This window comes from Brevibacillus centrosporus, from assembly GCF_046622605.1.
GTDB lineage: Bacteria > Bacillota > Bacilli > Brevibacillales > Brevibacillaceae > Brevibacillus > Brevibacillus centrosporus.
In genome coordinates, this window is record NZ_CP176856.1 from 2774445 (window position 1) to 2796021 (window position 21577).

Annotated in this window: 15 protein-coding genes and 1 pseudogene; 11 read left to right on the top strand and 5 right to left on the bottom strand. The window is 49.5% G+C overall.

Features of this window, described 5'->3' with window-relative positions; translation table 11 throughout:
- Positions 1-62: 62 nt before the first annotated feature.
- On the bottom strand, positions 63-2156 hold the full coding sequence (locus ACLIN2_RS14290) for a helix-turn-helix domain-containing protein (RefSeq protein ID WP_411504362.1): 2094 nt from the start codon (positions 2154-2156) through the stop codon (positions 63-65).
- Positions 2157-2369: 213 nt separating this feature from the next.
- Here ACLIN2_RS14290 and ACLIN2_RS14295 point away from each other — a divergent pair.
- The 5 genes and pseudogenes from ACLIN2_RS14295 to ACLIN2_RS14315 all read left to right on the top strand — a co-directional run.
- A pseudogene (locus tag ACLIN2_RS14295) lies at positions 2370-2624 on the top strand (MFS transporter); the annotation flags it as partial.
- Positions 2625-2631: 7 nt separating this feature from the next.
- Entirely contained in the window at positions 2632-3414 is a 783-nt protein-coding gene (locus ACLIN2_RS14300) for an MFS transporter (RefSeq protein ID WP_411504363.1), read from the top strand.
- Positions 3415-3452: 38 nt separating this feature from the next.
- Positions 3453-4853, top strand: coding sequence for a M20 family metallopeptidase (locus ACLIN2_RS14305; protein WP_411504364.1), 1401 nt, complete (start codon positions 3453-3455; stop codon positions 4851-4853).
- Positions 4854-4990: 137 nt separating this feature from the next.
- Entirely contained in the window at positions 4991-5449 is a 459-nt protein-coding gene (locus ACLIN2_RS14310) for a MarR family winged helix-turn-helix transcriptional regulator (protein ID WP_411504365.1), read from the top strand.
- Positions 5436-6470, top strand: coding sequence for a threonine aldolase family protein (locus ACLIN2_RS14315; protein ID WP_411504366.1), 1035 nt, complete (start codon positions 5436-5438; stop codon positions 6468-6470). The genes ACLIN2_RS14310 and ACLIN2_RS14315 overlap by 14 nt, the downstream gene beginning before the upstream one ends.
- Positions 6471-6535: 65 nt before the next feature.
- Here the strand turns inward: ACLIN2_RS14315 and ACLIN2_RS14320 are convergent, their stop codons facing one another.
- Positions 6536-7765 carry an MFS transporter gene (locus ACLIN2_RS14320; RefSeq protein WP_122961802.1) on the bottom strand — a complete coding sequence of 410 codons (1230 nt, stop codon included), beginning with the start codon at positions 7763-7765 and terminating at the stop codon, positions 6536-6538.
- Positions 7766-7982: 217 nt separating this feature from the next.
- Here ACLIN2_RS14320 and ACLIN2_RS14325 point away from each other — a divergent pair, with 217 nt between their 5' ends.
- The 6 genes from ACLIN2_RS14325 (at position 7983) to ACLIN2_RS14350 (ending at position 15743) form a co-directional block, all read left to right on the top strand.
- The gene (locus tag ACLIN2_RS14325) at positions 7983-8411 is read left to right on the top strand and encodes an alcohol dehydrogenase catalytic domain-containing protein (protein ID WP_411504367.1); all 429 of its coding nucleotides are present in this window, start codon (positions 7983-7985) and stop codon (positions 8409-8411) included.
- A 20-nt stretch (positions 8412-8431) separates the two neighbouring features.
- Complete coding sequence (locus ACLIN2_RS14330) at positions 8432-8971, top strand: zinc-binding dehydrogenase (RefSeq protein ID WP_411504368.1); 540 nt, start codon at positions 8432-8434, stop codon at positions 8969-8971.
- A gap of 142 nt (positions 8972-9113) precedes the next feature.
- Entirely contained in the window at positions 9114-10271 is a 1158-nt protein-coding gene (locus ACLIN2_RS14335) for a P1 family peptidase (RefSeq protein WP_411504369.1), read from the top strand.
- A 210-nt stretch (positions 10272-10481) separates the two neighbouring features.
- The gene (locus ACLIN2_RS14340) at positions 10482-11237 is read left to right on the top strand and encodes a YheC/YheD family protein (protein ID WP_411504370.1); all 756 of its coding nucleotides are present in this window, start codon (positions 10482-10484) and stop codon (positions 11235-11237) included.
- Positions 11238-11437: 200 nt separating this feature from the next.
- Complete coding sequence (locus ACLIN2_RS14345; RefSeq protein ID WP_411504371.1) at positions 11438-13186, top strand: ABC transporter ATP-binding protein; 1749 nt, start codon at positions 11438-11440, stop codon at positions 13184-13186.
- A 289-nt stretch (positions 13187-13475) separates the two neighbouring features.
- Positions 13476-15743 (top strand): EAL domain-containing protein, encoded by a 2268-nt coding sequence (locus tag ACLIN2_RS14350; protein ID WP_411504372.1) that lies wholly within the window; start codon positions 13476-13478, stop codon positions 15741-15743.
- A gap of 206 nt (positions 15744-15949) precedes the next feature.
- Here ACLIN2_RS14350 and ACLIN2_RS14355 read toward each other — a convergent pair whose 3' ends face one another.
- From ACLIN2_RS14355 to ACLIN2_RS14365, 3 genes are all read right to left on the bottom strand, one after another.
- On the bottom strand, positions 15950-18808 hold the full coding sequence (locus ACLIN2_RS14355) for a DEAD/DEAH box helicase (protein WP_411504373.1): 2859 nt from the start codon (positions 18806-18808) through the stop codon (positions 15950-15952).
- Positions 18805-20409 carry an SWIM zinc finger family protein gene (locus tag ACLIN2_RS14360; protein WP_411504374.1) on the bottom strand — a complete coding sequence of 535 codons (1605 nt, stop codon included), beginning with the start codon at positions 20407-20409 and terminating at the stop codon, positions 18805-18807. The genes ACLIN2_RS14355 and ACLIN2_RS14360 overlap by 4 nt, the downstream gene beginning before the upstream one ends.
- A gap of 76 nt (positions 20410-20485) precedes the next feature.
- Positions 20486-21529, bottom strand: coding sequence for a DUF4855 domain-containing protein (locus ACLIN2_RS14365; RefSeq protein ID WP_411504375.1), 1044 nt, complete (start codon positions 21527-21529; stop codon positions 20486-20488).
- Positions 21530-21577: the final 48 nt, after the last annotated feature.

A 21577-nucleotide genomic window follows, 5' to 3' on the forward strand; every position in this document is an offset into this window, starting at 1 on the left:
GCACGTCATCCTTGCAAGAAACGACTGACTAGATCGGCACCAACAAGCCGATCAACTTGCTCTTAGCTCTTGAAAGAAGACAAATGATTCTTCAGATGGCAAGCCAGTTGAATTTTTAGCATGTCTTCCTGGCTGTCAAACCGAAGACCTAGTCGTTCCTCGATGCGTTTTAAGCGTTGATACAGGGTATTGATATGAATATGAAGTTTCTTTGCCGTATCGATCGCGGATAAGTTACATGCCACATACTGCATGAGCGTTGTCTCCAAATCACTGCTTTGAATGTGGTCCGAGCGCAGGGGAAGGAATATTTCTTCGGTAAACTTCTCGATGTCCTGCGAGGACTGATTCAGAAAGAAGCGATTAATCCCAATCTCTTCGTAGCTAATGAGACCGGATTGATTACGGTTGATTAAAAAAGAGATGGTCTTTTGGGCTTCCTCATAGCTTTTTGCAATCTCTTCTACATTGAGGTAAGCACCTCCAATACCACCGTAAAGAAAATGTTGATCGGTGTTCAGCCATTCCCGAACAATCGTTTCCAGCTGTGAGATGATATGCTTCACTTCAGCATTCTCATTAACGGAAAAAAGCAGCGTGATTTTGTTATGAAATCCAAAAGTCAGTTTATTGATGGCGGATAGCCGTTGATTGATTTTCGATAGCAGCCGTTGCAGCCGAGCCTCAACTTCATAAGGTTCAAAAGATCCAGGGATTTCGCATAAGCAAACAAACGTATAGGTATTGATTTTAAAATTAAAAGGCAATCCACGGGCCAGCAAAGCTTCGTAATCTTGCTTCTCTAAGAGCTGGGTGAAAAACGTAAGAGCTTTTTTATGATAGAGCTCGGTCATCGAAATATTTTTCACCATTTCTAACGCAAGGACAGAGCCGCTTTGCTCAATCGTGACGATATCCATTTGGCTTAGAGGGTGAGAAAGGGAGACAATCATGCATCCTAATAGCACCGACCCAATGAAGATCGGGTATAGATAGTAATCCTGATTCGACAGGGTAGTCGTTACCGCCGACTTTTGCGAGCCGGAAAAATAGTGAGCGATTGTCTCAAAAGGAAAAGAAGGGGAAGGGCGCCGCCCAGGTGAGTTGTCATTGTTGAGAAAATCCACGTAGTCGACATGGCGTCCCAGGATGCGGTTAATCTCCGAGATCATCTTCTGAATGCCTTTGTTTGTCAGGGAAAGCTGTGTTAATGTTTCGTGGACGTTAATTCTCTTCTGGAAAAGCTGATTTTTTTCATCCAGCTCTCTGCTTAACTGCCTGGATTCTTCCAGATGTAGCCGGGATTCCTTATACAGCTTGGCATTATGAAAAGCGATGGCCACTTGAGAAGAAAATCCCTGCAGGAGCTTTACGTCCCGATCAATAAAGCTCCTCTTTTTCGTGAATTGCAGAATAGCCAGTGTTCCAATGCATTCGTCATCTAACCAAACGGGCACGATAATCATTCTGTTGGCGTACGGCCCTTTTTTCACGAATGCGACGTTTTCTGGGGATAGATTCGTCTGTTCGGATAAAATATCGGCCGTAGAGTTATATAGACGCGGACGTTTGTCGATGAAGACTTTACCGGAGACATTCTCGCCTAATCTTGTTTTATATCGTAAATATCCATCAGGAAGCCCTACAACGGTAAGCGGTGTTAGCTGCTGATTTTCCGCGTCAAATTGCCGAAATACGCCAGCATCGCCAGCGGGTATGACAGTGAGGGCGATCTGGATGATCTTACTTAGCAGCTCATTTACATCGAGAGTGGCGGTAAGGATTTGGAGGCTGTCCACCATTTTTTCTAAATCATTTTTGAGTGGCTGATGAATTTCCTGAAAGTACATGCCGCTGCAAATGTATGAGAGAACCTCCCAGTCGGTAGCTGGCAATGCACTTACGTCTCTATCGTACAAACAGATTGTGATCTGAAAGTCCTTGTCCAGCTCCGTGGAAAAATAAGCTTTATCTGGATTTTGAAAAAAGAAATAAGGTTTTTCTGAAGAGCGTCCGGGCAAGAGAGGACGCTCTGTTTCTATTTGTGGGGTCGAGTAAGACAACGTCATGGAATCAGGATGCCCCATCCAGATCTGATAAGGGATACCGGGTAGTTTTTCAGCCAGAAACGATTGAAGCACAATCAGGTTTTGCATGCGTTCCTTCCTTTCATGTGTAAAAACCTACAAGTGAATAGCTATCGCTTGTTAATTACATACATAGCGTTTTTTCTATTTTAATTTAGTATGGAGATTGTGTAAAACAAATGATGAATATTCCGAATACAGTCATCATTTGAAAAATACCTCAGATGGGAAGTGAAATGGTTGAAGCTTGGTGGAATCGTTCAAAAGAAGTACCTCATCCTTATGCTGTTGTTTTTGGCGCAGATCTTGAATTTTATTGATAAGACAGCAATCAATTTTGCCATTATCCCGATTTCGAAAGAATTGAATCTCCCTACGGAGCAAGTGGGCTTGGTGCTAAGCAGCTTCTTTCTCAGCTACGCGATCATGCAGCTGGTAGGAGGGTATTTGGCAGACAGATTCGGAATTAAAAAGGTCTTGAGCGGAGCCGTCTTTTTGTGGTCGGCAGCAACCATTCTGACAGGTACGGCCCCCAGTCGGATTTATGTTTGGTTCCATTGTGGTGACGCTACTGATCGCTACCTTCGACTGGCGTTTGATGTTTATCATTTTGGGGGTACTCGGGGTTGCGCTAGCTATTGTCCTTTGGTTTTTGCTCAAGCGAGAGGAGAAGAAGGTAGATCGTTCGGCAGCTGCGAGCAAGTCCATCGATAAAACAGCGATCAAAAAGCTATTGAAAAATCCATTGATTTGGAAGCTCATGCTGGCTGCGATGTTTACCAATATCGTGTTTTGGGGACTGCAAAGCTGGCTGCCATCGTATTGGGTAAAGGTCAAAAACATGGATATGGTATCGATGGGACTTTACTCCTCTGTGCCGTATGTTCTTGGATTCCTCTCCTTTTTGGTAAGCGGCTGGGTGTTGGACAAGTTTCTCGCCGGGTATGAAAAGTATATGTTCATTGGAGGAGCCTTTTTCTCTGCCCTATTTATCTACATGATGTTCAATACAGAGTCGATTGCAATCGCGTTTACGTACTTATCGTTGTCTAACGTGTTTTTGAATGCCATGAATATCACCGTATTTGTACTGCCTTTGAAAAAAATAGCGGAGGAATCGGTCGGGACCGCAACCGGGATAATCAACACCGGTGGACAGATTGGCTCCGTTTTGACACCAACCATTGTCGGATATCTCATTACAGCCTTTCACCAAAATTACAATGCGGCTTTCATGTTCCTGGTAGCATCTAGCCTCGTTGTTATGGTAGTTGGGATGACGATCCAGTCCGGAAAGAAGGAGTCGAGTTCGGCTGTAATCGAGTAAGAGAATCATTTCTCGCAAACGAAAAGGAGAAAAGATAAATGAATGATCACAAAATCGTATCTGATCTGATTGAAGAAAAGAAACAACAGTTTACCGACATCAGCGACAGCATCTGGGGGTATAGCGAGATCAAATATGAAGAAGTGCGTTCTGCCGAGATTTTGGGCCGTATGTTGGAAGCAGAAGGCTTTCAGGTGGAATGGAATGCAGGTGGAATCGAGACAGCATTGGTGGGGAGTTTTGGTGAAGGGAAGCCTGTCATCGCCTTTTTGGGAGAATACGATGCCTTGTCTGGACTCAGTCAAGAGGCAGGAATAGCTGTGAAAAGCCCAATTAACGATGGGGGCAATGGTCATGGGTGTGGGCACAACTTGCTTGGGGCGGGCTCGTTGGCAGCGGCAGTCGCTGTTCGACACTACATGCAGCAAACTGGCTTGAAGGGAACAGTTCGTTATTATGGCTGCCCTGCCGAAGAAGGGGGAGGTGGGAAAGCGCACATGGTTCGCGCCGGGTTGTTCGATGATGTCGACATTGCCTTTACGTGGCATCCATGGGATGAAAATCTTGCGTACAACTGCCGTATGCTGGCGACTTGCCAAATGTATTTCAAATTCACCGGTGTGAGCAGTCATGCTTCCTTTAGCCCCCATATGGGACGCAGTGCGCTGGATGCGGTTGAGCTAATGAACGTGGGAGCGAATTTCCTCAGGGAACACATGATTCCAGATGCGCGGCTGCACTATGCGATCACGAATGCGGGCGGATTGGCACCCAACGTCGTTCAGGCAGAAGCCGAAGTTCTGTACAAGCTTCGTGCTCCAAAATCCCAGCAGGTGAGTGAGCTACTAGATCGTGTGTGTGACATCGCACGCGGGGCAGCACTGATGACCGGAACTAATCTGGAAATGCAATTTGATGCAGCCTCTGCGGACCTGATCCCGAATATTACTCTGGGTAAGCTTCTGCACAAGAACTTTCAGGAGTATGGCGCCGAGACCTACACCGAAGAGGAAGTAGCGTTTGCCAAAGCGATTCAGGATACCTTTTCCGAGGAAGAAAAAAAGGTAGTGAAAAAGCAGAATGGAAAAGTCTTGTCCGAGAAAGTGAACGATTATTCGGAAGAGCCTGGTTTCATCCCCGCCTCAACGGATGTAGGGGATGTGAGCTGGGTGGTCCCTACAGGGCAAATATACGTGTCAACGTGCGCATTTGGAACGCCGTTTCATAGCTGGCAGCTCGTAAGTCAGGGAAAATCATCGATCGCGCACAAAGGTATGCTCTTGGCAGGAAAGGTAATGGCAGCCTCTGCGATCGAAGTCATGAAAAATCCCCAGTGGATCGAAACAGCAAAGGCAGAGCATTTGGAACAGCTAGAGGGAGAGGTCTATCAATCACTCATCCCTGCTGGAACAAAGCCAATGCCTCTAAAAAGATCATAGTGATCGGAAAGCTACTGGTTCATCCCAGTAGTTTTTTCGCTTTTTCCTTCTATGCCATCCGAATGAACGAAACGTTGACAATGTCCACTAAATCAACTAGATTAATTGTTGACTATGTCCACTAAAGGAGGCCAACCATGAGCCTGGATGAAGGCATCATCGCAGATATTCGGCAATTCAATCGCTTCTATACCAATATTCTTGGTGTTTTAAACAAGCATGTATTGGATACCGGATATACGTTGACAGAGGCGCGGGTTGTCCTGGAGATTGGCTTCATGGAGCCGTGTATTGCAAATCAGCTGGTCGAAAAACTGGACATGGATCGCAGCTACATGAGCCGAATCATCTCCAAGATCCAACAGGATGGGCTTCTCGAGAAGGAAAGCTCACCGTTGGACAATCGGACGAGCCTGATTCGACTGACTCCAAAAGGGGCGGAGTTGTTTCAACAGCTGAACGAAAGATCGGATGAACAGATCGAGCGGCTGCTAGATGGGCTATCGCCAACAGAAATCACAGAAGTACGTTCTTCGATGTTGTTTATTCAAAGCAAAATGAACCGATTGGAGAGGGCGCAGAATGATTCGATTTGAAAATGATTATACAGAGGGTGCACACAAGCGGATTTTGGAGCGGCTATGGGAAACGAATGAAGAGCAGACATCCGGGTACGGGACGGATGAGCATTGTGAAAAGGCGAGAGCGTACATTCGAACAGCATGTGACGCGCCTAATGCTGATGTCCACTTTTTAGTGGGAGGAACGCAGACCAATACGACAGTGATCGCCTCCATCCTGCGCCCGCATCAAGGTGTCGTGAGTGCCGCCACGGGCCATATCGCCGTGCACGAGACAGGGGCCATTGAAGCGACTGGTCACAAAGTTCTCACCGTGCCGAGTGAGGATGGAAAAATTCAGGCACATCAAGTCAAAGAAATATACGATGCCCACTGGAACGACGTCACTCATGAGCACATGGTACAGCCTGGCATGGTGTACATATCCCATCCGACCGAAAATGGAACGACCTACACAAAAGCGGAATTGGAAGCGATCAGTAAGGTTTGCCGGGAAAACGGGTTGCCATTGTTTCTGGATGGAGCTAGGCTCGGATACGGTCTCGTTTCTGAGGAGTGTGATTTGACGCTGGCTGATGTGGCAAGACTCTGCGATGTCTTTTATATCGGGGGAACAAAAGTAGGGGCGCTGTTTGGGGAAGCAGTCGTTATTATGAACGATGCCCTGACAAAGGATTTTCGGTATATGATCAAGCAAAGAGGCGGGATGCTTGCGAAGGGGAGACTGCTGGGGATCCAGTTTGAAACTTTGTTTGAAGATGGCCTGTATTTTGACATTTCCCGTCATGCGGTCCAATTGGCGATGATGATTCGAGCTGCATTTTCGGAAAAAGGCTTTTCATTCCGCTACGACTCGACAACGAATCAGCAGTTCCCGATTTTGCCCGACGAGATCTGCAAGGAATTGGGCAAAAAATATTCGTTCTCTCATTGGGAAAAAGCGGATGAGACGCATAGTGTTGTGAGATTCTGCACCAGCTGGGCTACGAAAAGGGAGAATGTAGAGACGTTGATCGAGGATATTCGGGCGTTGTAAGGAACAATCGATACGAAAACAAAAAACGGGACCCATCAAAAGGGCCCCGTTTTTTTCATGCCTGTTTACTTCGTCGCAAGCTTCGCTTCTGTAGCTTGCTGTTTTTGTTTCTGATAGGCTTCATCCGGTCTTTTTGATCGAATCATGATCGCGGTCGCCAAAAGAGCGATACCGTTGATGATGAAAATGACACGAATCGGGATGACTCCACCGAGAAAACCACCGATCACGGGACCCAGCATCGTCGCAATCTGTGTAGAGGACTGGTTGAGGCTGAATGCTCTCCCGCGAAACTCGGGGTCTGTCACTTTGACGATCATCGCGTTGATGGACGGATAAACGGCGGCGAAGAACAAGCCATAACCGAAGCGCAACACCCCAAACCCATACAGGTTGGTGAAGAAGAACTGCAGCAGATTGCCGACTGCGCCGCCGATCAGACCGATAAACAGGATTTTGGAGTAGCCCACCTTGGTTCCGAGCTTGCCCCATTGCGGTGCCGCAATCACGGTTGCAATCCCGACCGCAGCGAAAATGATACCGGCGCTGAGTGAAGCATCCTTCTGGGAAGCACCCAGCTGCAGAACATAGACGGTGAGGAGGGGCTCTAGCAGCATGACGGACATCGTGACAATCAGGCTAAGGCCCAGGATCGACATAAGCGATTTGTTGGCGATAGCCGAGCGCAAATCCTCACGTACATTCGATCGTGTACCAGAGCGGTTCAGATTGGTCTCCTTCACCAAAAACGTGGCGATGAGGGCCGCGATCAGCACGACAGCTCCGGAAAATAAAAATGCCTCCCGGTTCCCCCACATGTGGCTGACTACGCCGCCGACGAGGGGACCAATGATGCCTCCAGTAGCACCTGATGTCGCCATGACTCCAAGTGCATATCCAACATGTTTTTCAGGTGTGTTTGTCGCAACCAGCGCGATAGAGGCAGGAACGAATCCGGCCAGAAGCCCCTGAAAAATGCGCAAGACGACAAACAGATACGGGTCGTTGATAAAGTAGGTGAGAAAGTACAGCACAGCTAGGCTATATCCAGATCGGATCAGCATCGGTTTTCGGCCGTACTTGTCTGCGAGAGAGCCCCAATAGGGAGAGATCAAGGCACTCGCGAGAAAAGTGATGCCGAATGAAATACCAGACCAAGCTTCCAAGTGTTCATTAACTCCGAGAGAACTGTGAAGGAAGATGGGCAAGAACGGTATTGCGATGGAATAGGCTGTGCTGCAAAAGAACACCCCAACCCATAGTACAACTAAGTTTCGTTTCCAAGAAAAATCCATCTTTCTGTCACAACCTTTGCAGTAAAAAAGCAGGATGCTCGCATTGATTATTCTAGCACTGCTTATACCCCCTGACTAATAAAGAAATGCGATCATTCTTATGCCAAAGTGAAATAAGCAAAAACTGGGTGAAAAACTTGACGGCCTGTATTCCGTGACGGAAACTGAGTGTAGATCATGAAAAAGGAACGCGTTTCCAGATTGGGAGGGGAAAAAGATGAAGGCAGTCGTCGTTGAAAAACCAGGTGGTCCAGAAGAGTTGAAAATCATGGAGGTTCCGATTCCTACACCAGAGGAGGGAGAATTGCTGGTTCGCGTCAAAGCAGGGGCGATCAACCGTACGGATATTTTGGCGAGAAAAGGAGGAGGGTCTGCTTATAAAAAAGCGACGAACCGACTCGGGGTGGAAATGGCCGGTGTGGTTGAGGAAGTGGGAAACCAGGCAGGGGCATGGCAAGCAGGCGACAAAGTCATGGGACTGGTCAGTGGAGGCTATGCGGAGTACGTCGTGATTCCTGCTGATCGAGCGATGCGCATTCCTGATAACCTGAGCTATATCGAAGCAGCAGCGATCCCGGAGGTATTTCTGACGCCTATCAGACCCTGTATTGGATCGGCAAGCTGGGGGAGGGCGAAACCGTCCTGATCCATGCTGCAGCGAGCGGAGTGGGAACAGCTGCCATTCAACTGGCCAAGCAGGTATCGAAGGCCAACGTGATCGTGACAGCTGGCTCTGCGGAAAAGCTGGCCTATTGCAAAGAGCTGGGTGCCGACCATGTCATCGATTACAAACGGGCAGCCTTTGAGCAGGAAGTCGAGAGAATCACCGACGGTAAAGGGGCCAATCTGATTCTCGATTTCATCGGAGCCTCCTACTGGAAAAAGAACATCCAGAGCGCGAGCATGGACGGAAGGCTGGTCTTGATCGGCACGCTAGGGGGAAAAGAGACAGACGTCGACCTGTCTGAACTGATGGGGAAAAGATTGCAGGTTACGGGAACTTTGCTCACGCCGCGCAGTGATGCGTACAAAGCTGAGCTAAGCCAGGAGCTCGCACAAAAGATACTTCCACTGTTCGAGAGCGGTGTGATCAAGCCGATCATCGATAGGGTATTCCCGCTGGAGGAGATTCAGCTGGCGCATCGACGTATGGAGGCAAATGAGAACATCGGCAAGATCATCTTTCGCGTAGGAGAACAAGCATAACAGGCAAAAAGCACTGCATCTTTCCGCTCAAAAGCTCCACGGTGATTGTGACCGTGCTTAATGCGCGCTATGATAAAGAAACAGACAGAACTTTCAAACAACTGTGGGCGGTCCTCCAAATCTAGGAAAAGGTGGGTACGACATGGCGAATGATTGGGATGCTTCGATTTCAAAAAGGGAAGAGAGACAAAAGGAGCAGATCAAGGAAAGTGTTTCACGACGCAAGTTTTTGCAAAGGACGGCGATGCTAGGTTTGGCAGCGGCTGTTCCCGGATCTTTACTGACGATGTCCGCAATGGCTGAGGAAAAAAAGCCTGCAGAGGGAGTAAAGGCGTCTGAGGGCAGCATTGTCGATGTACCAGGCGTGAGGGTCGGCCAAGTATCGGACGAGCAGGCATTGACAGGTTGTACAGTCGTCGTCCTGGAAAAAGGGTCCGCGTGTGGAGTCGATGTACGTGGTTCAGCGCCGGGAACCCGAGAGACAGATCTGCTCAATCCGATCAATTCGGTGCAGGAGGTCAACGCCGTTGTCTTGACTGGCGGAAGTGCATACGGCTTGGACGCGGCGAGCGGTGTGATGCGCTATCTGGAGGAGATCGGACAAGGCTACAACGTAGGAGTGGGAGTAGTCCCGATCGTTCCGGCTGCCGTCATTTTTGACCTGTCGATCGGAAGCTCCAAGGTCCGTCCCGACCAGCAAATGGGGTACGAGGCAGCAAAGCTGGCAAGTAAACAACCGGTCGAGCAAGGAAATGTGGGAGCGGGTACGGGAGCCACGGTAGGGAAAATGGCAGGAATGAAACGAGCGATGAAAGGCGGACTAGGCTCAGCCTCCCGCCGGTTGCCAAACGGGCTGGTCGTCGGTGCCATTGTCGCTGTCAATGCTGTGGGCGAGGTGCGTTCTCCGTTAACTGGCGAGATATTGGCAGGTGTTCGTGACGATGATGGAAGCTTGCGGGATAGCTTGGCTTGGATGATTGACGCCAGCACCCCCCCAGTGCCGTCTGGAACCAATACGACGATCGCGGTTGTCGCGAGCAATGCGAATTTAAATAAAGTCCAAGCGAACAAAATCGCGCAAATGGCACATAATGGACTGGCGAAAACGATCAATCCCGTACATACGATGAGTGATGGGGATACCGTGTTTGCTGTCGCTACAGGCGGTGTGGATGCCTCGGTCAATCTGGTCGGAGCACTCAGCGTGGAAGTGCTGGCAGAAGCGGTCGTGAATGCAATCTTGTCCGCAAAAGGAGCAGGCGGCGTTCCAGCCTATCAGGATTTGCACGGGAAGAAATAAGACAAGCAGATAGAAAAGGGACCCTTACGGCCGTCGGGATTGACTCCTGCCTGTGGCCTGGGGGTCTTTTCTTTAGCCATAAACGCAGAGCAAAATACGGCGCAGGCATGTGTCCCGGCATCGGGTTGCTGCCGTTCCACTGTAGATGTGGATGGATATATTGTCTAGCAGAAGGGTGGTTCATTCAGGAGCGGAGAAAGGGGTCATTCGATGCCGTACAACTCATCCAAGTGGGCGCTTCACAAGTTTTATTCTCGTTCTTCCAGCTTAAGAAGGTATCTTCCACCCACGGCAGTCCTGTCACGAAAGACGTTGTCCGCATATTTACGGCGCTATTCCTCGGTATACATCAAACCGGACGCGGAACATACGGGGACGGGGATCATCCGTGCATGGAAAAAGAATGGCAGGTACTCTTTCGTAAAAGTGAAAGGCAAGAAAAGGGAGAGCAGTTCCGTGGAGGGGCTGTACAAAAAGATTCGAAAATCCAATGGAAAAGGGCGCCATATCATTCAAAAGACCATTCCTCTGGCGAAAGTAAACGGACGGCGCTTTGACATCCGCGTCATGATGATGCGCAACGCCACGGGAAGCTGGGAGTATGCAGCGATGCTCGCGAAGGTCGCAGGTAAAGGCAGCATCATCTCAAATGTACGTCGTGGAGGAGGCTATGCTTTGCCAGTCGCAGCGGCATTAGCACCGTCTCTATCCCAGGCGAAAACAGCAGAGGTCAAACGAAGGCTCGTGCAGCTAGGCTATCAAATCAGCCGATATTTCGATCGCTTCAAAAGGCGCTCCGAGCTGGGAATTGATTTTGCGGTAGACAAAACCGGTCGGATCTATTTGATTGAGGTCAACCACGAGGTGCCATCCCATGTCCTGTTCTTGAAATTAAAGGACAAATCGCATTTTCACAATATCCGAAGACTGGCGAGAGCTTATAAAAAACGGAAAAAAGGTAGATAAATTCGGGGGCAAAGACTTCCTTGTGGTCTTTGCCTTTTTTATGCGCACTCCCATCTTCTTCCGACGTGTGCCTCTGAAGGGAAATTAGGAAAGGGATTCCAAGAAAAGGGTCGATATTGCGCGAGCTTGCTATATAATGAAAATGATTATCAAAGGTGCTTCGATTGGAGAAATGCCTGAAAGAGAGAGGAGTTGCTTGCATGCTTCGCCGTTTTTTTTCCTATTATCAACCCTATAAGGGATTGTTCCTACTTGATTTTTCATGCGCCATCCTAGCTGCGATGCTCGAATTGGGCTTTCCTGTCGCGGTAAATATGGTCGTAGACAAGCTGCTGCCCAGCAAAGACTGGCCGCTGATCCTGTGGGCTTGCTTCGGACTGCTGATCATGTACATACTCAATGCAGCCATGAACTATGTAGTTACCTATTGGGGACACATGCTGGGAATCAACATCGAAACGGACATGCGAAAAAAATTGTACGATCATATTCAAAAGCTCTCGTTCCGTTTCTTTGATAATACCAAAACAGGGCATCTGCTTTCCCGATTGACCAACGACTTGATGGAGATCGGAGAAGTGGCGCACCATGGGCCGGAAGACTTGTTTATTGCCATCATGACGTTGGTGGGGGCATTCTTCCTGATGTTTAGCATCAACGAAGAAATGGCGATCATGACGTTCTTGGTGATTCCGATCATGATTTGGCTCGTCATCCACTTTAACCGGAAAATGACGACTGCTTTTCACCGCATGTATGGAGACATGGCAGACTTTAATGCACGCGTAGAAGACAATGTAGGCGGGATACGCGTTGTCCAAGCATTTGCCAACGAGGCTTTTGAAAATGGGCGCTTTGCCGAGAACAATTTGCGCTTCCGTTTGACGAAGCTGCTCTCTTACAAAATTATGGCGCAAAATTCCTCAGTCAGCTATATGATGATGAGGCTGGTCACGCTATTCGTCTTAATCTGCGGAAGCTGGTTTGTCTTGCAAAATCAGCTGACCTACGGGGAATTCGTCGCTTTCCTGCTGCTGACCAACGTGTTTTTCCGTCCGATGGAAAAAATTAATGCTATCATTGAAAGCTATCCAAAAGGAATTGCAGGGTTTCGACGGTACATCGAGATTATGGAAACGGAGCCGGATATTACAGATGCACCGGATGCGATTGCGGTAGAGAAGCTAAGAGGGGACATCCAATACAAAGGCGTATCCTTCAGCTATGATCAGGAGTCAAGTATCTTACGCAACATCGACTTGAACATTCGGGCAGGGGAAACGATTGCTTTTGTAGGACCTTCTGGAGCGGGGAAAACCACATTGTGCAGCTTGCTCCCGCGTTTCTATGAAATTGACGGCGGTAGCATCACCATCGATGGTATTGATATTCGCAAGATCAAACTGTCGTCACTGCGCAGTCAGATCGGGATCGTTCAACAGGATGTATTCCTGTTCTCTGGATCGATTCGGGAAAATATCATCTATGGGAACCAAACGGCAACAGAGGAAGAAATTTGGGAAGCAGCCAGACGTGCCAAGCTCGATGAGTTTATCCGCGCGCAGCAGGATGGGATGGAGACGATTATCGGAGAGCGCGGAGTCAAGCTGTCTGGCGGTCAAAAACAAAGGCTGGCGATTGCACGCATGTTTTTGAAAAACCCGACGATCTTAATTCTGGATGAAGCGACATCTGCTCTGGATACCGAGACGGAAGCGGCAATCCAGCAATCGCTGGCGGAATTGTCAAAAGGAAGAACGACATTGGTGATCGCGCACCGTTTGGCCACAATCAAAACCGCGGATCGCATCATGGTTGTGACAGAAGAAGGGATTACGGAGCAGGGCAGCCACGAACAGCTGCTAGATCAGGAAGGGGTATACAGCAGGCTGTATCAAGCCCAGTTTGGAACCTATCTCGAACAATCTCGCACCGCATTCACCAGCTAAACAGGATAGAAGGATCAAAGCAAAGGCTCGACGTCGAATCGAGCCGTTTTTTTATGCAGAAATGATCCTATTCGCCTAAAGACAGCGAATGCGAGACATGTCCCCCTTGGGGAGAGGCTTGCCCCACACAAGTTTTCTCACCACTGCGACCATGGAACTAGACAGAAGATATATTCTTCCAGTAAAGTAAAGGAAGATTATAAAAATTCCCAAAAATGAATACCAGCAAACAAAATTCCGGGGGCATACGTGCTGTAGGGCATGTATCAGAGGAAGGGAGTGTTCCAATTTGCAGATTTGGCAGCAAAGGGACGAAAGGTGTGTCGCAGATGACTACGATAGCGAACTCATCCTTGCTCTGGAAAGGCAGGAATTCCTGCTTCATTATCAGCCTGTCATCGACTTGAGAACGGGAAAAATCGTCGGGGCAGAGGCTTTTCTGCGCTGGAACCATCCCAGAAGGGGTTTACTGGTAGCGAGAGAGTTTCTTTCAGGTGTCCAACAGGCAAGTACTCTTTTCTCTATTCAAGAGTGGGCCATACAGCGAGTTTGTATGCAAAATAAAAAATGGCAGGAGTCCGGCATTTCCCCGTTCCCTGTTTCTGTCAATCTGTCACTGCTCTCCCTCGTTCACGATGATCTGGTAACGGTCGTAGAGCGTGTGCTAGAAGCTAGCGGACTAGAACCGAGATGGCTGGAGCTGGAACTGACAGAGGATATGGCGTTCGATGCCGAGCAAGCTCTGGAAATACTGCTTCAGCTGAAGCGTATAGGTGTGACGATCAGCATCGATGACTTTGGACGTGGCTATAGTTCGCTCTCCCAGCTCAAGCGGTTTCCGGTCGACAAGCTCAAAATCGATCAATCCTTTGTGCAGGATCAGGCAGAAGAAATGGTGCTCACAGCCATTATTGGCATGGCGAAAAGTTTACGCCTTCAAGTTGTCGCAGAGGGTGTAGAGTCAAAAGAGCAGCTGCATTTTTTGCAAAAGCACATGTGTGACGCAGCACAAGGGTTTTTCATCGCGAGGCCAGTCGCTGCCCAAGAACTCTTAATGAATATGGCCCTTGCTCAAGAGATTGTGGATAAGCATGGAAACGGCTTACGGTCAAATGAAGCCGCGCATGAGCCATGGAGAGCCATCCACACGCGCTGCGAACTAGGCAATCTTTTGAAAAATCAGCAGGGCATGATTTTTACATTTCGGAAAATAGGCGATAAGTTCATCCACACGCTCTGTGAAGGCGAGCTGATGCATCGTGCTGGACTTATGTCCGAACAAGTCGTGGGCAAAGAGTTGAAGGAGTTTTTGCCGGCTCTCGAGGCCGAGAGAAAAACGCGTTATTATGAGCGCGCATGGAGTGGCGAAGAGAATATCAACTACGAGGGTCTGACGAATGGAGTTTATTATTTGGCGGCGCTGCGTCCCATCTTTCAAAATGGTGCAGTCAAAGAAGTCATTGCTTCCTGTGTCGATATTACGGATTTAAAAAGAGCGGAAGCAAAAATGCGAGAGAGTGAAGCCAAATATCGTGTGATCGCGGAAAACGTTTCGGATATGATCGTGGTACTCGATCAAAGAGGCATGGTTACCTATACCTCTCCTTCCGTTTCCTCGATATTGGGTATATCCCCGGAGGAAGTGCATGACAAGCACATGCTCACCTTTATTTTACCGGACGAAAGAGAGCGGGTCCTGAAGCATGTAGAGGAAATGATTAAATGGAAATTGCCGCAGCAGCTTGTTTTCTCAGGCAAGCATCGAAATGGCAGTAAGCTGATTCTCGAAGCCAAAGGTTCTCCTGTTTTCGATTGTCAGGGGGAGGTTCAGCAAATGATCTTCCTGATTCGCAATATTACCGCTCAAGTACATGCAGAGGAGTTTTTGCACAAGATTGACAAGCTCGCTGCAGTAGGCCAGCTGGCAGCTGGGGTCGCCCATGAGATTCGGAATCCTGTTACTTCCATCAAGGGGTTTGTCCAGCTTCTCAAGCAAGATCGCGGAAAAAAGGAGTATTTTGATATTATTCTTGCGGAGTTTCAACAGCTGGAAAACACTTTGCGTGAATTTGTGTTTTTATCGGGGCAGCGCTGCCTGTTAGAGGAGCAAGTGGAACTCAGCACGATACTCGTGAGTGTCGTAGGGCAGCTTCAGGAGGCAACGGTTCTTTATGATTTGAAACTCGACTTGGATGGGGAGTCGTCAAAAATACGCTGTAATCCCGGTCAAATTCGGCAGCTCTTTCTCAATCTGCTGACCAATGCCATGGATGCGATGCCGGGTGGAGGAACCATTCAGGTCGGCATGTTCAACGAGGGCAGTGACAAAGTGAAAATCCGTATTGTCGATGAAGGCTGCGGGATGAGTCAAGATCGTCTGAACAGGTTAGGGGAGCCATTCTACAGCACAAAGGAAAAGGGCATTGGCCTCGGACTTATGGTGAGTTATAAAATTATTGAGTATCACCAAGGCTATGTCCACTTTTCCAGCGATCCGCAAAAAGGAACGACAGTAGAGGTCGTTTTTCCCATAGAGAAGGTCCGATCAGTCACTTGATCGGACCTTCTCTGTACAATAAGGCTCCGCCACAAAGCTTGGCGGAGCCCGTTTTCTAACTTATGAATGAGGGGGAGATTCGTAGTGCTTTCGGACGGCATCGAGCAGACGTTGCCAAGCGTCCGGTAATTTGGGTGGCTGCTTGGGGGAGTCCAATTTGGATGGAGGCACCCCTTTTTTGTCTTTTTGGTCTTCCATACGCGTCTCTATCCTTTCATATCGAGCCATTCATGGCGCAGCGCAAACAGCTCGCGAAGCTCTGAGGTCGACAGCTCCGTGATCCAGGATTCGCCTGAACCGACGATTTGTTGACTAAGGGAGAGCTTTCTTTCCATCATCTCATCGATGCGCTCCTCGATGGTTCCGAGCGAAATGAATTTATACACTTGCACATTTCGTCGTTGGCCGATTCGATGGGCACGGTCGGTTGCCTGGTTCTCGACGGCAGGATTCCACCACCGGTCGTAGTGAATGACATGGTTGGCTTCGGTCAAGTTCAGACCGGTTCCTCCTGCACGCAAAGAGAGGATGAAGATGGCGCCGCGCTCTTGATCAGGCAACGCTTCATTTTGGAAGCGTGCGATCATGTCGTCCCGCATTTCCTTTTTGGTTGATCCATTCAAAAAGAAGACAGGACCATAGCCCTCTCGAGTCAGCACACGCTGCAGCATGTTGCCCATCTCGATATATTGCGTAAAGATCAGGCAGCGCTCGCCCTTTTGCCGGATATCCCCGACTAGCTCCAGGAGCCGCTCTAGCTTATGGGAACGGCTCGCTTCCTCACTCGTCGCGATTTCGTTGAGGATGAGAGCAGGGTGATCACAAAGCTGCTTCAGCCGGGAGAGAGTCGTGAGGATGAGCCCGCGCCGCTCCATCGGACTCGTATTTTCCATCCGGGCAAACATCTCCTGGATGGCTGTTTCATAAAGCGCCCCTTGTTCTGCAGTGAGAGGGACGTACTCTTTCCCCTCGTTCTTTTCTGGCAGATCCAGCTGAATGCTAGGGTCGGTTTTCACCCGGCGGAGCAAAAAGGGCTGAATCAGTCGTTGAACTTGCTGTATCAGGCTCTGATCCTGGTCCCTCTCGATTGGGTGTACGTATCGCCGGGCGAAGTCACCCAAGCTCCCCAAATACCCGGGGTTTAGGAAGTCAAAAATGGACCACAGCTCGCTCAAACGGTTTTCGATAGGGGTGCCTGTCAAAGCAATCCGATGCCAAGCCTGCAAATCACGTACAGCCGATGCTTGCTTGGTATATGCATTTTTGATGTTTTGGGCCTCATCCAGACAAATGGCATTCCAGGTGATGGAGGAGAGCTCTTTGTCATCCAGATGGGACAAGGCATAGGAGGTGATGACCAGATCTGCCCCTTCAATAGCAGGCAAGAAGTCTTCCTTTTTCAGACGGTTGTTGCCGTAATGGACAAAGACCTTCAGGGAAGGGGCAAAACGCTCCAGCTCTTTTTGCCAGTTGCCGATGACCGAAGTCGGACAGATCAAGAGGGAAGGGGTGTCCGATACGCCATTTTGCTTTAGCTGCAGCAAATAGGTAATAAACTGTACGGTTTTCCCCAACCCCATGTCGTCCGCCAAACAAGCGCCTAGTCCGAAGCGGCGCAGGAAAAGCAGCCAGGAGCTGCCTTCCAGCTGGTATTTGCGCAGTGTGCCGCGGAAGGTGGACGGTTGCTCGAGGATCGGAATTTGCTTCGTCTCTTGCAGCTGGTGCATGAGCTGCAGCAAGTGCTGATTCAACTCGACTTCCATCGTCAGCGAATAGGCGTCTAGCTCGTCATCATCGAGCAAATCGTCTTCCTGCTCCTCGGGGGCAGTCAGATGCATTTTCATGACATCGCGAAACGTCAGGGCATTCTTGCCTTTTGATTTCTTTAAGGTTTCTTGCAGCTGCAAAAAGAGATCCGGGGTGAGCTGCACCCAATGTCCGCGTATTTTGAGCAGCCGCTGCTTCTGCTTGATCAGCTGCTCAAACTCTTCTTCACTCAGCTCGATCGGACCTAAGGCGAGCTTCCACTCGAATTCCATCACTTGCGAAATTCCTAAAAACGATTGTCTGCTCGCCCCGACTGAGGAGGTGACCTTGGCTTTCAGCTTTGGTCTGACCCTGCGCGCCTGTTCCCACCATGCAGGCAAGAAGACATGAATGCCTGCTTGCACAAGCAGCAAGCTGCTGGCGGTCAAAAAAATCCATGCTTGCTCATTGGAGAGGCGAGAAAGCAAGAGGGGCTCCGCACTGGAGGGTGTCTCCCAAGGCAATATCTCCTGGCATTTGTGAAGATCGTGCAGGAACCTCTCCCAGTGCTCGACCCATTCCTCAGGGATATCCGCGCGAGAATAGCCATGTGGAGCATCAAGATCCCGTTCGATTAAGAACAGGCGGTCCGGTTCTTCGCGGTCCTGCAGATAGACGGAGAGCTGCCAGTCCGAAAAGCTGTCCTCGGCCTCCACCAAGCGCAGACATGTACGAAAAGGAGTCAGATCCGGGAGCCAGCCGATGGATTGCAGCCATTCCTTTTCTTCCAAATGTGGCGAAAGATCACTGCCCATGACCATAAGCGCCGGAAACTGAGTCAATAATTGATCCCAGGCGAGTCCGACCTCACCCCGTGATAGAAGCGCTTCTTCCAGGGCAAGTGTCAGCCAATTCCGGCAAAGTCCTGAAATGTCTTCGGGAGCATCGGTCATTTTCCATCCGTAGCGGCCCATCTTCCATTGCTCAAAATCAGGGGAGATGGCACCAGCAGCAAGTGCTTGCTGAATGACACGCGCCATTTCCTGATAAGACGTAAACGTATGATCGAGTTCATAGGTCATGTGCTGCAGCCAGGCAGGAGAGGCAAAAAAGGACAGGGCTTCGGACGGACTCAGGAGCAAGCCGTACTCGTTTTTTTCCAGAAAGGTTCCGTAGAACGATTTCTCATCCCAAGCAAACAAGGTACTTCCGAGTGTCTCGGGGTCGATTCGTTCTCCGTGTGGTCCAGATCCAGTGATCAAAAAACGCCCGTCTGCCATAATCTCTGCGGCGAGCACCAGCGTAGTGACGATGGTCATAAGTTCAGATTTCCTCTCCTTAGCTCCTCCTGGAAGGCGCGCAAACGATTGTGCTTCGTAGACAGTTGCTCGACAAATTGCACCCAGCGTGCTTCCTGATCCGCTTTGCTAAAGGCAGCTCTGGCCTTCTTTAACAGCTTGATAGCCTCTTTATAGGCTGGTCGGTTTCGTTCGCCGATCAGCCGATTGATTTCTCGTACATACAGAGGGAAGAGCAGAGAAGGCTGCCTGTCTTCCACTTCTTTAAATGGAGTTGCCAAAACCTCTGTCAATGGCACGTGATAGGACATCTGCAAATCGATCCACTGCCGAAACTGCTGTTGATCAAATAAGTAGGACGAATACTCATGGAAGCTGCTAGGCAAAAAGAGCTTCAAACTCTCTCCGCACTCACTCGCCCTACCGACGCGCTCCATCGCTTCCTGCCAGATGGCCATCACGAGCTGGTAGTTCTGAGGATCCGCTTGGCCGATGAGGGACTGCAGCCAATCCGTCCAAGTCAAAAAGCGCTGCCAATCCTCATTTCGAGCGAACATTTTCAAATAGGGCAGATAAAAGGAAAGCGTGAGTCTACTGTTGGCAATCCATGTCTCTTTGGCAGCTTCATCCTTGCCTGCCATGACATAAAAATGAGCACGCAGCAGCTTGTAAATTTCCTGCTCGGATGGGGTGGCCGAAGTATGGTGAAGCAGCCGTTCTAGATCCTCGACCTCCGTTTGTATCCATTCCGGTACCTGCAGCAGGTGCCACCAAAGAAGCTGGTAGGCAAAGGTCCAGTAAAGAGCCGTCGATTCCGTTTTCTTCATTTTTTTGACGATCTGCATGGTCTCTTCCAGTAAATCCCGATGCTTTGCGTGTAGCTCCTCCACATCCAGGTAAAACAAAGTGCCTTCCAGCTGCTCAACCAAGCGTTCAGCGGTTTGGGATAAGTCTTGGAACCAGTACGACTGCCGATTCGTTTTGACGAACTCCTGCAGCTTCAGGAGGTGAAAGACGATGGCGTGCACCGTAAATAGCTGCGCACGGGCAGTTGACCAGCCAGCAGCGACACTCAGGACATTTTGATAGCTGGACATAAGCTCTGAGGAAGCCCGATACGTTTCCATCGCAGAGGGGAGGTTGCGTGTCCAGCTTTCCAAAAACGTCCACCAATCACGTACAGGACTGCCAGGCGTCAGCGGGGACTGCACAGCTGCTGTACCTTCCTGAGCGGTCACCTGGTTACTATTTCGAAAGGTAGGAACGAGCATAGCAGGGGAAAATCTCGCTCGTCGCGGCTGTTGGGCACGGGACAGGTATTGGCGTGGATTTTCGAAAACGCTATACATCTGAAAGAACGTCGCTGCAATATGCTTGCACAGCCGACTGTACGGGCAGGTACAGGTACTGTTCTGGACATCCTCGAGATCCAGTACGACATGGTATACCTGCGTGCCTTGTACATCGCTGGTCAATAGCGTTTCCTTTTCGACGCGGGTGTTGAATACCACGCCATCCGAAAAGTAGGAGTATCCACGCTCTATGATCGGCCCTTCCGCAAAAACGAGGAGCTGCTCACCTGCCCGCACTGCTTGTTCCCGTGTCAGTTCTCTTTGCAACATCTGGTTTGATCCTCCGCACGAAGTGTCATCCCTCCATTATAACCCAAACAGCGGGGAATGGAAAAAGGAAGAACCTCTAGCAATCCGTAAATCCGTTCAAAAAGGCAAAAATCTGGTTATAAAGAGGATCGTTCGAATGATAGAGGCTGACCATGGCTTGCTTTCTTCCATTTTTGCCAAAAAACCAGCCACCCGTATACCAGGCAAGTGGAGATTCAAACTGATAGGGGCCGAAGTATCTCCCATTCTCATCCGTGCCACCTGTAGCTCCAAGCCGTAAGTACTCCTGCAGCTTTTCTCTTTTTGCCTGATCATACGTGACGGCCAGATCAAACTCGATCTCGAAGCCCATGCCATTTTCGTAAGCAGAGGCAGCAGCCTTTGAAATACTCCGTTGTGGATTGAAATAAGCATTGGGCTGGAGAAAAGCGAGGTCAAAACCTAAAGAGCTCCATTCGTTCCAACCGTGTGCCAGCTGGTAAGGAATCCAAATCGACTTCAGTTGACAACCGTCCACCTGGAGGGAGTGAATCTGTTGGTTTACCTCTTTAATGACGAAGCGATCGTCGAAAGCTCCTCCGTGTTCATACAGGCTCTCCTGCAGCCAATAGAAACCTTTCAGGTGCAAACAGCATTTCAGGGGGCTGCTCTCCCACTTCGAGAGAAACAGGCAGATCCATTCGACGACGGTTTGTACGCGCAAAAGGTCATTGGTAAAAACCTGTGGATTCGGGTAGGGGAGCGCAATCCAGACATTTGTCGTAGAGAGGGCGGATCGATGGACAGCCTGGCAAAGTGCGTCCAGATTCCGATCACACAAGAACAGCTCATCTAGGTAACGGACCCACTCCGTCCAATTGGCAGGAGACTTTTCATTCCGGGTCAAATAGCGCCCCTCGCCTGACTCATTGAGTATTCCAAGGGCAAGGAACAGGAAGTCGGTAAACATCGTACCGTCCACACAGCCCGTATGCGCATCCACGTAGGTTAAGAGCGGGAGAAAATCAGTCGTCTCCCAAAATTGGTAATGGGGCGTTCCATCCGTACCAATACTGTAGCCCGCATAGGTGAGGAACAACTGATCGATGAGCCCTTCTTCCAGAGAGGGATAGGGAGACAAGAGTCACCACCGCTTTCCAAAAAGGATCGGTTCTAGAAATCACGGTTT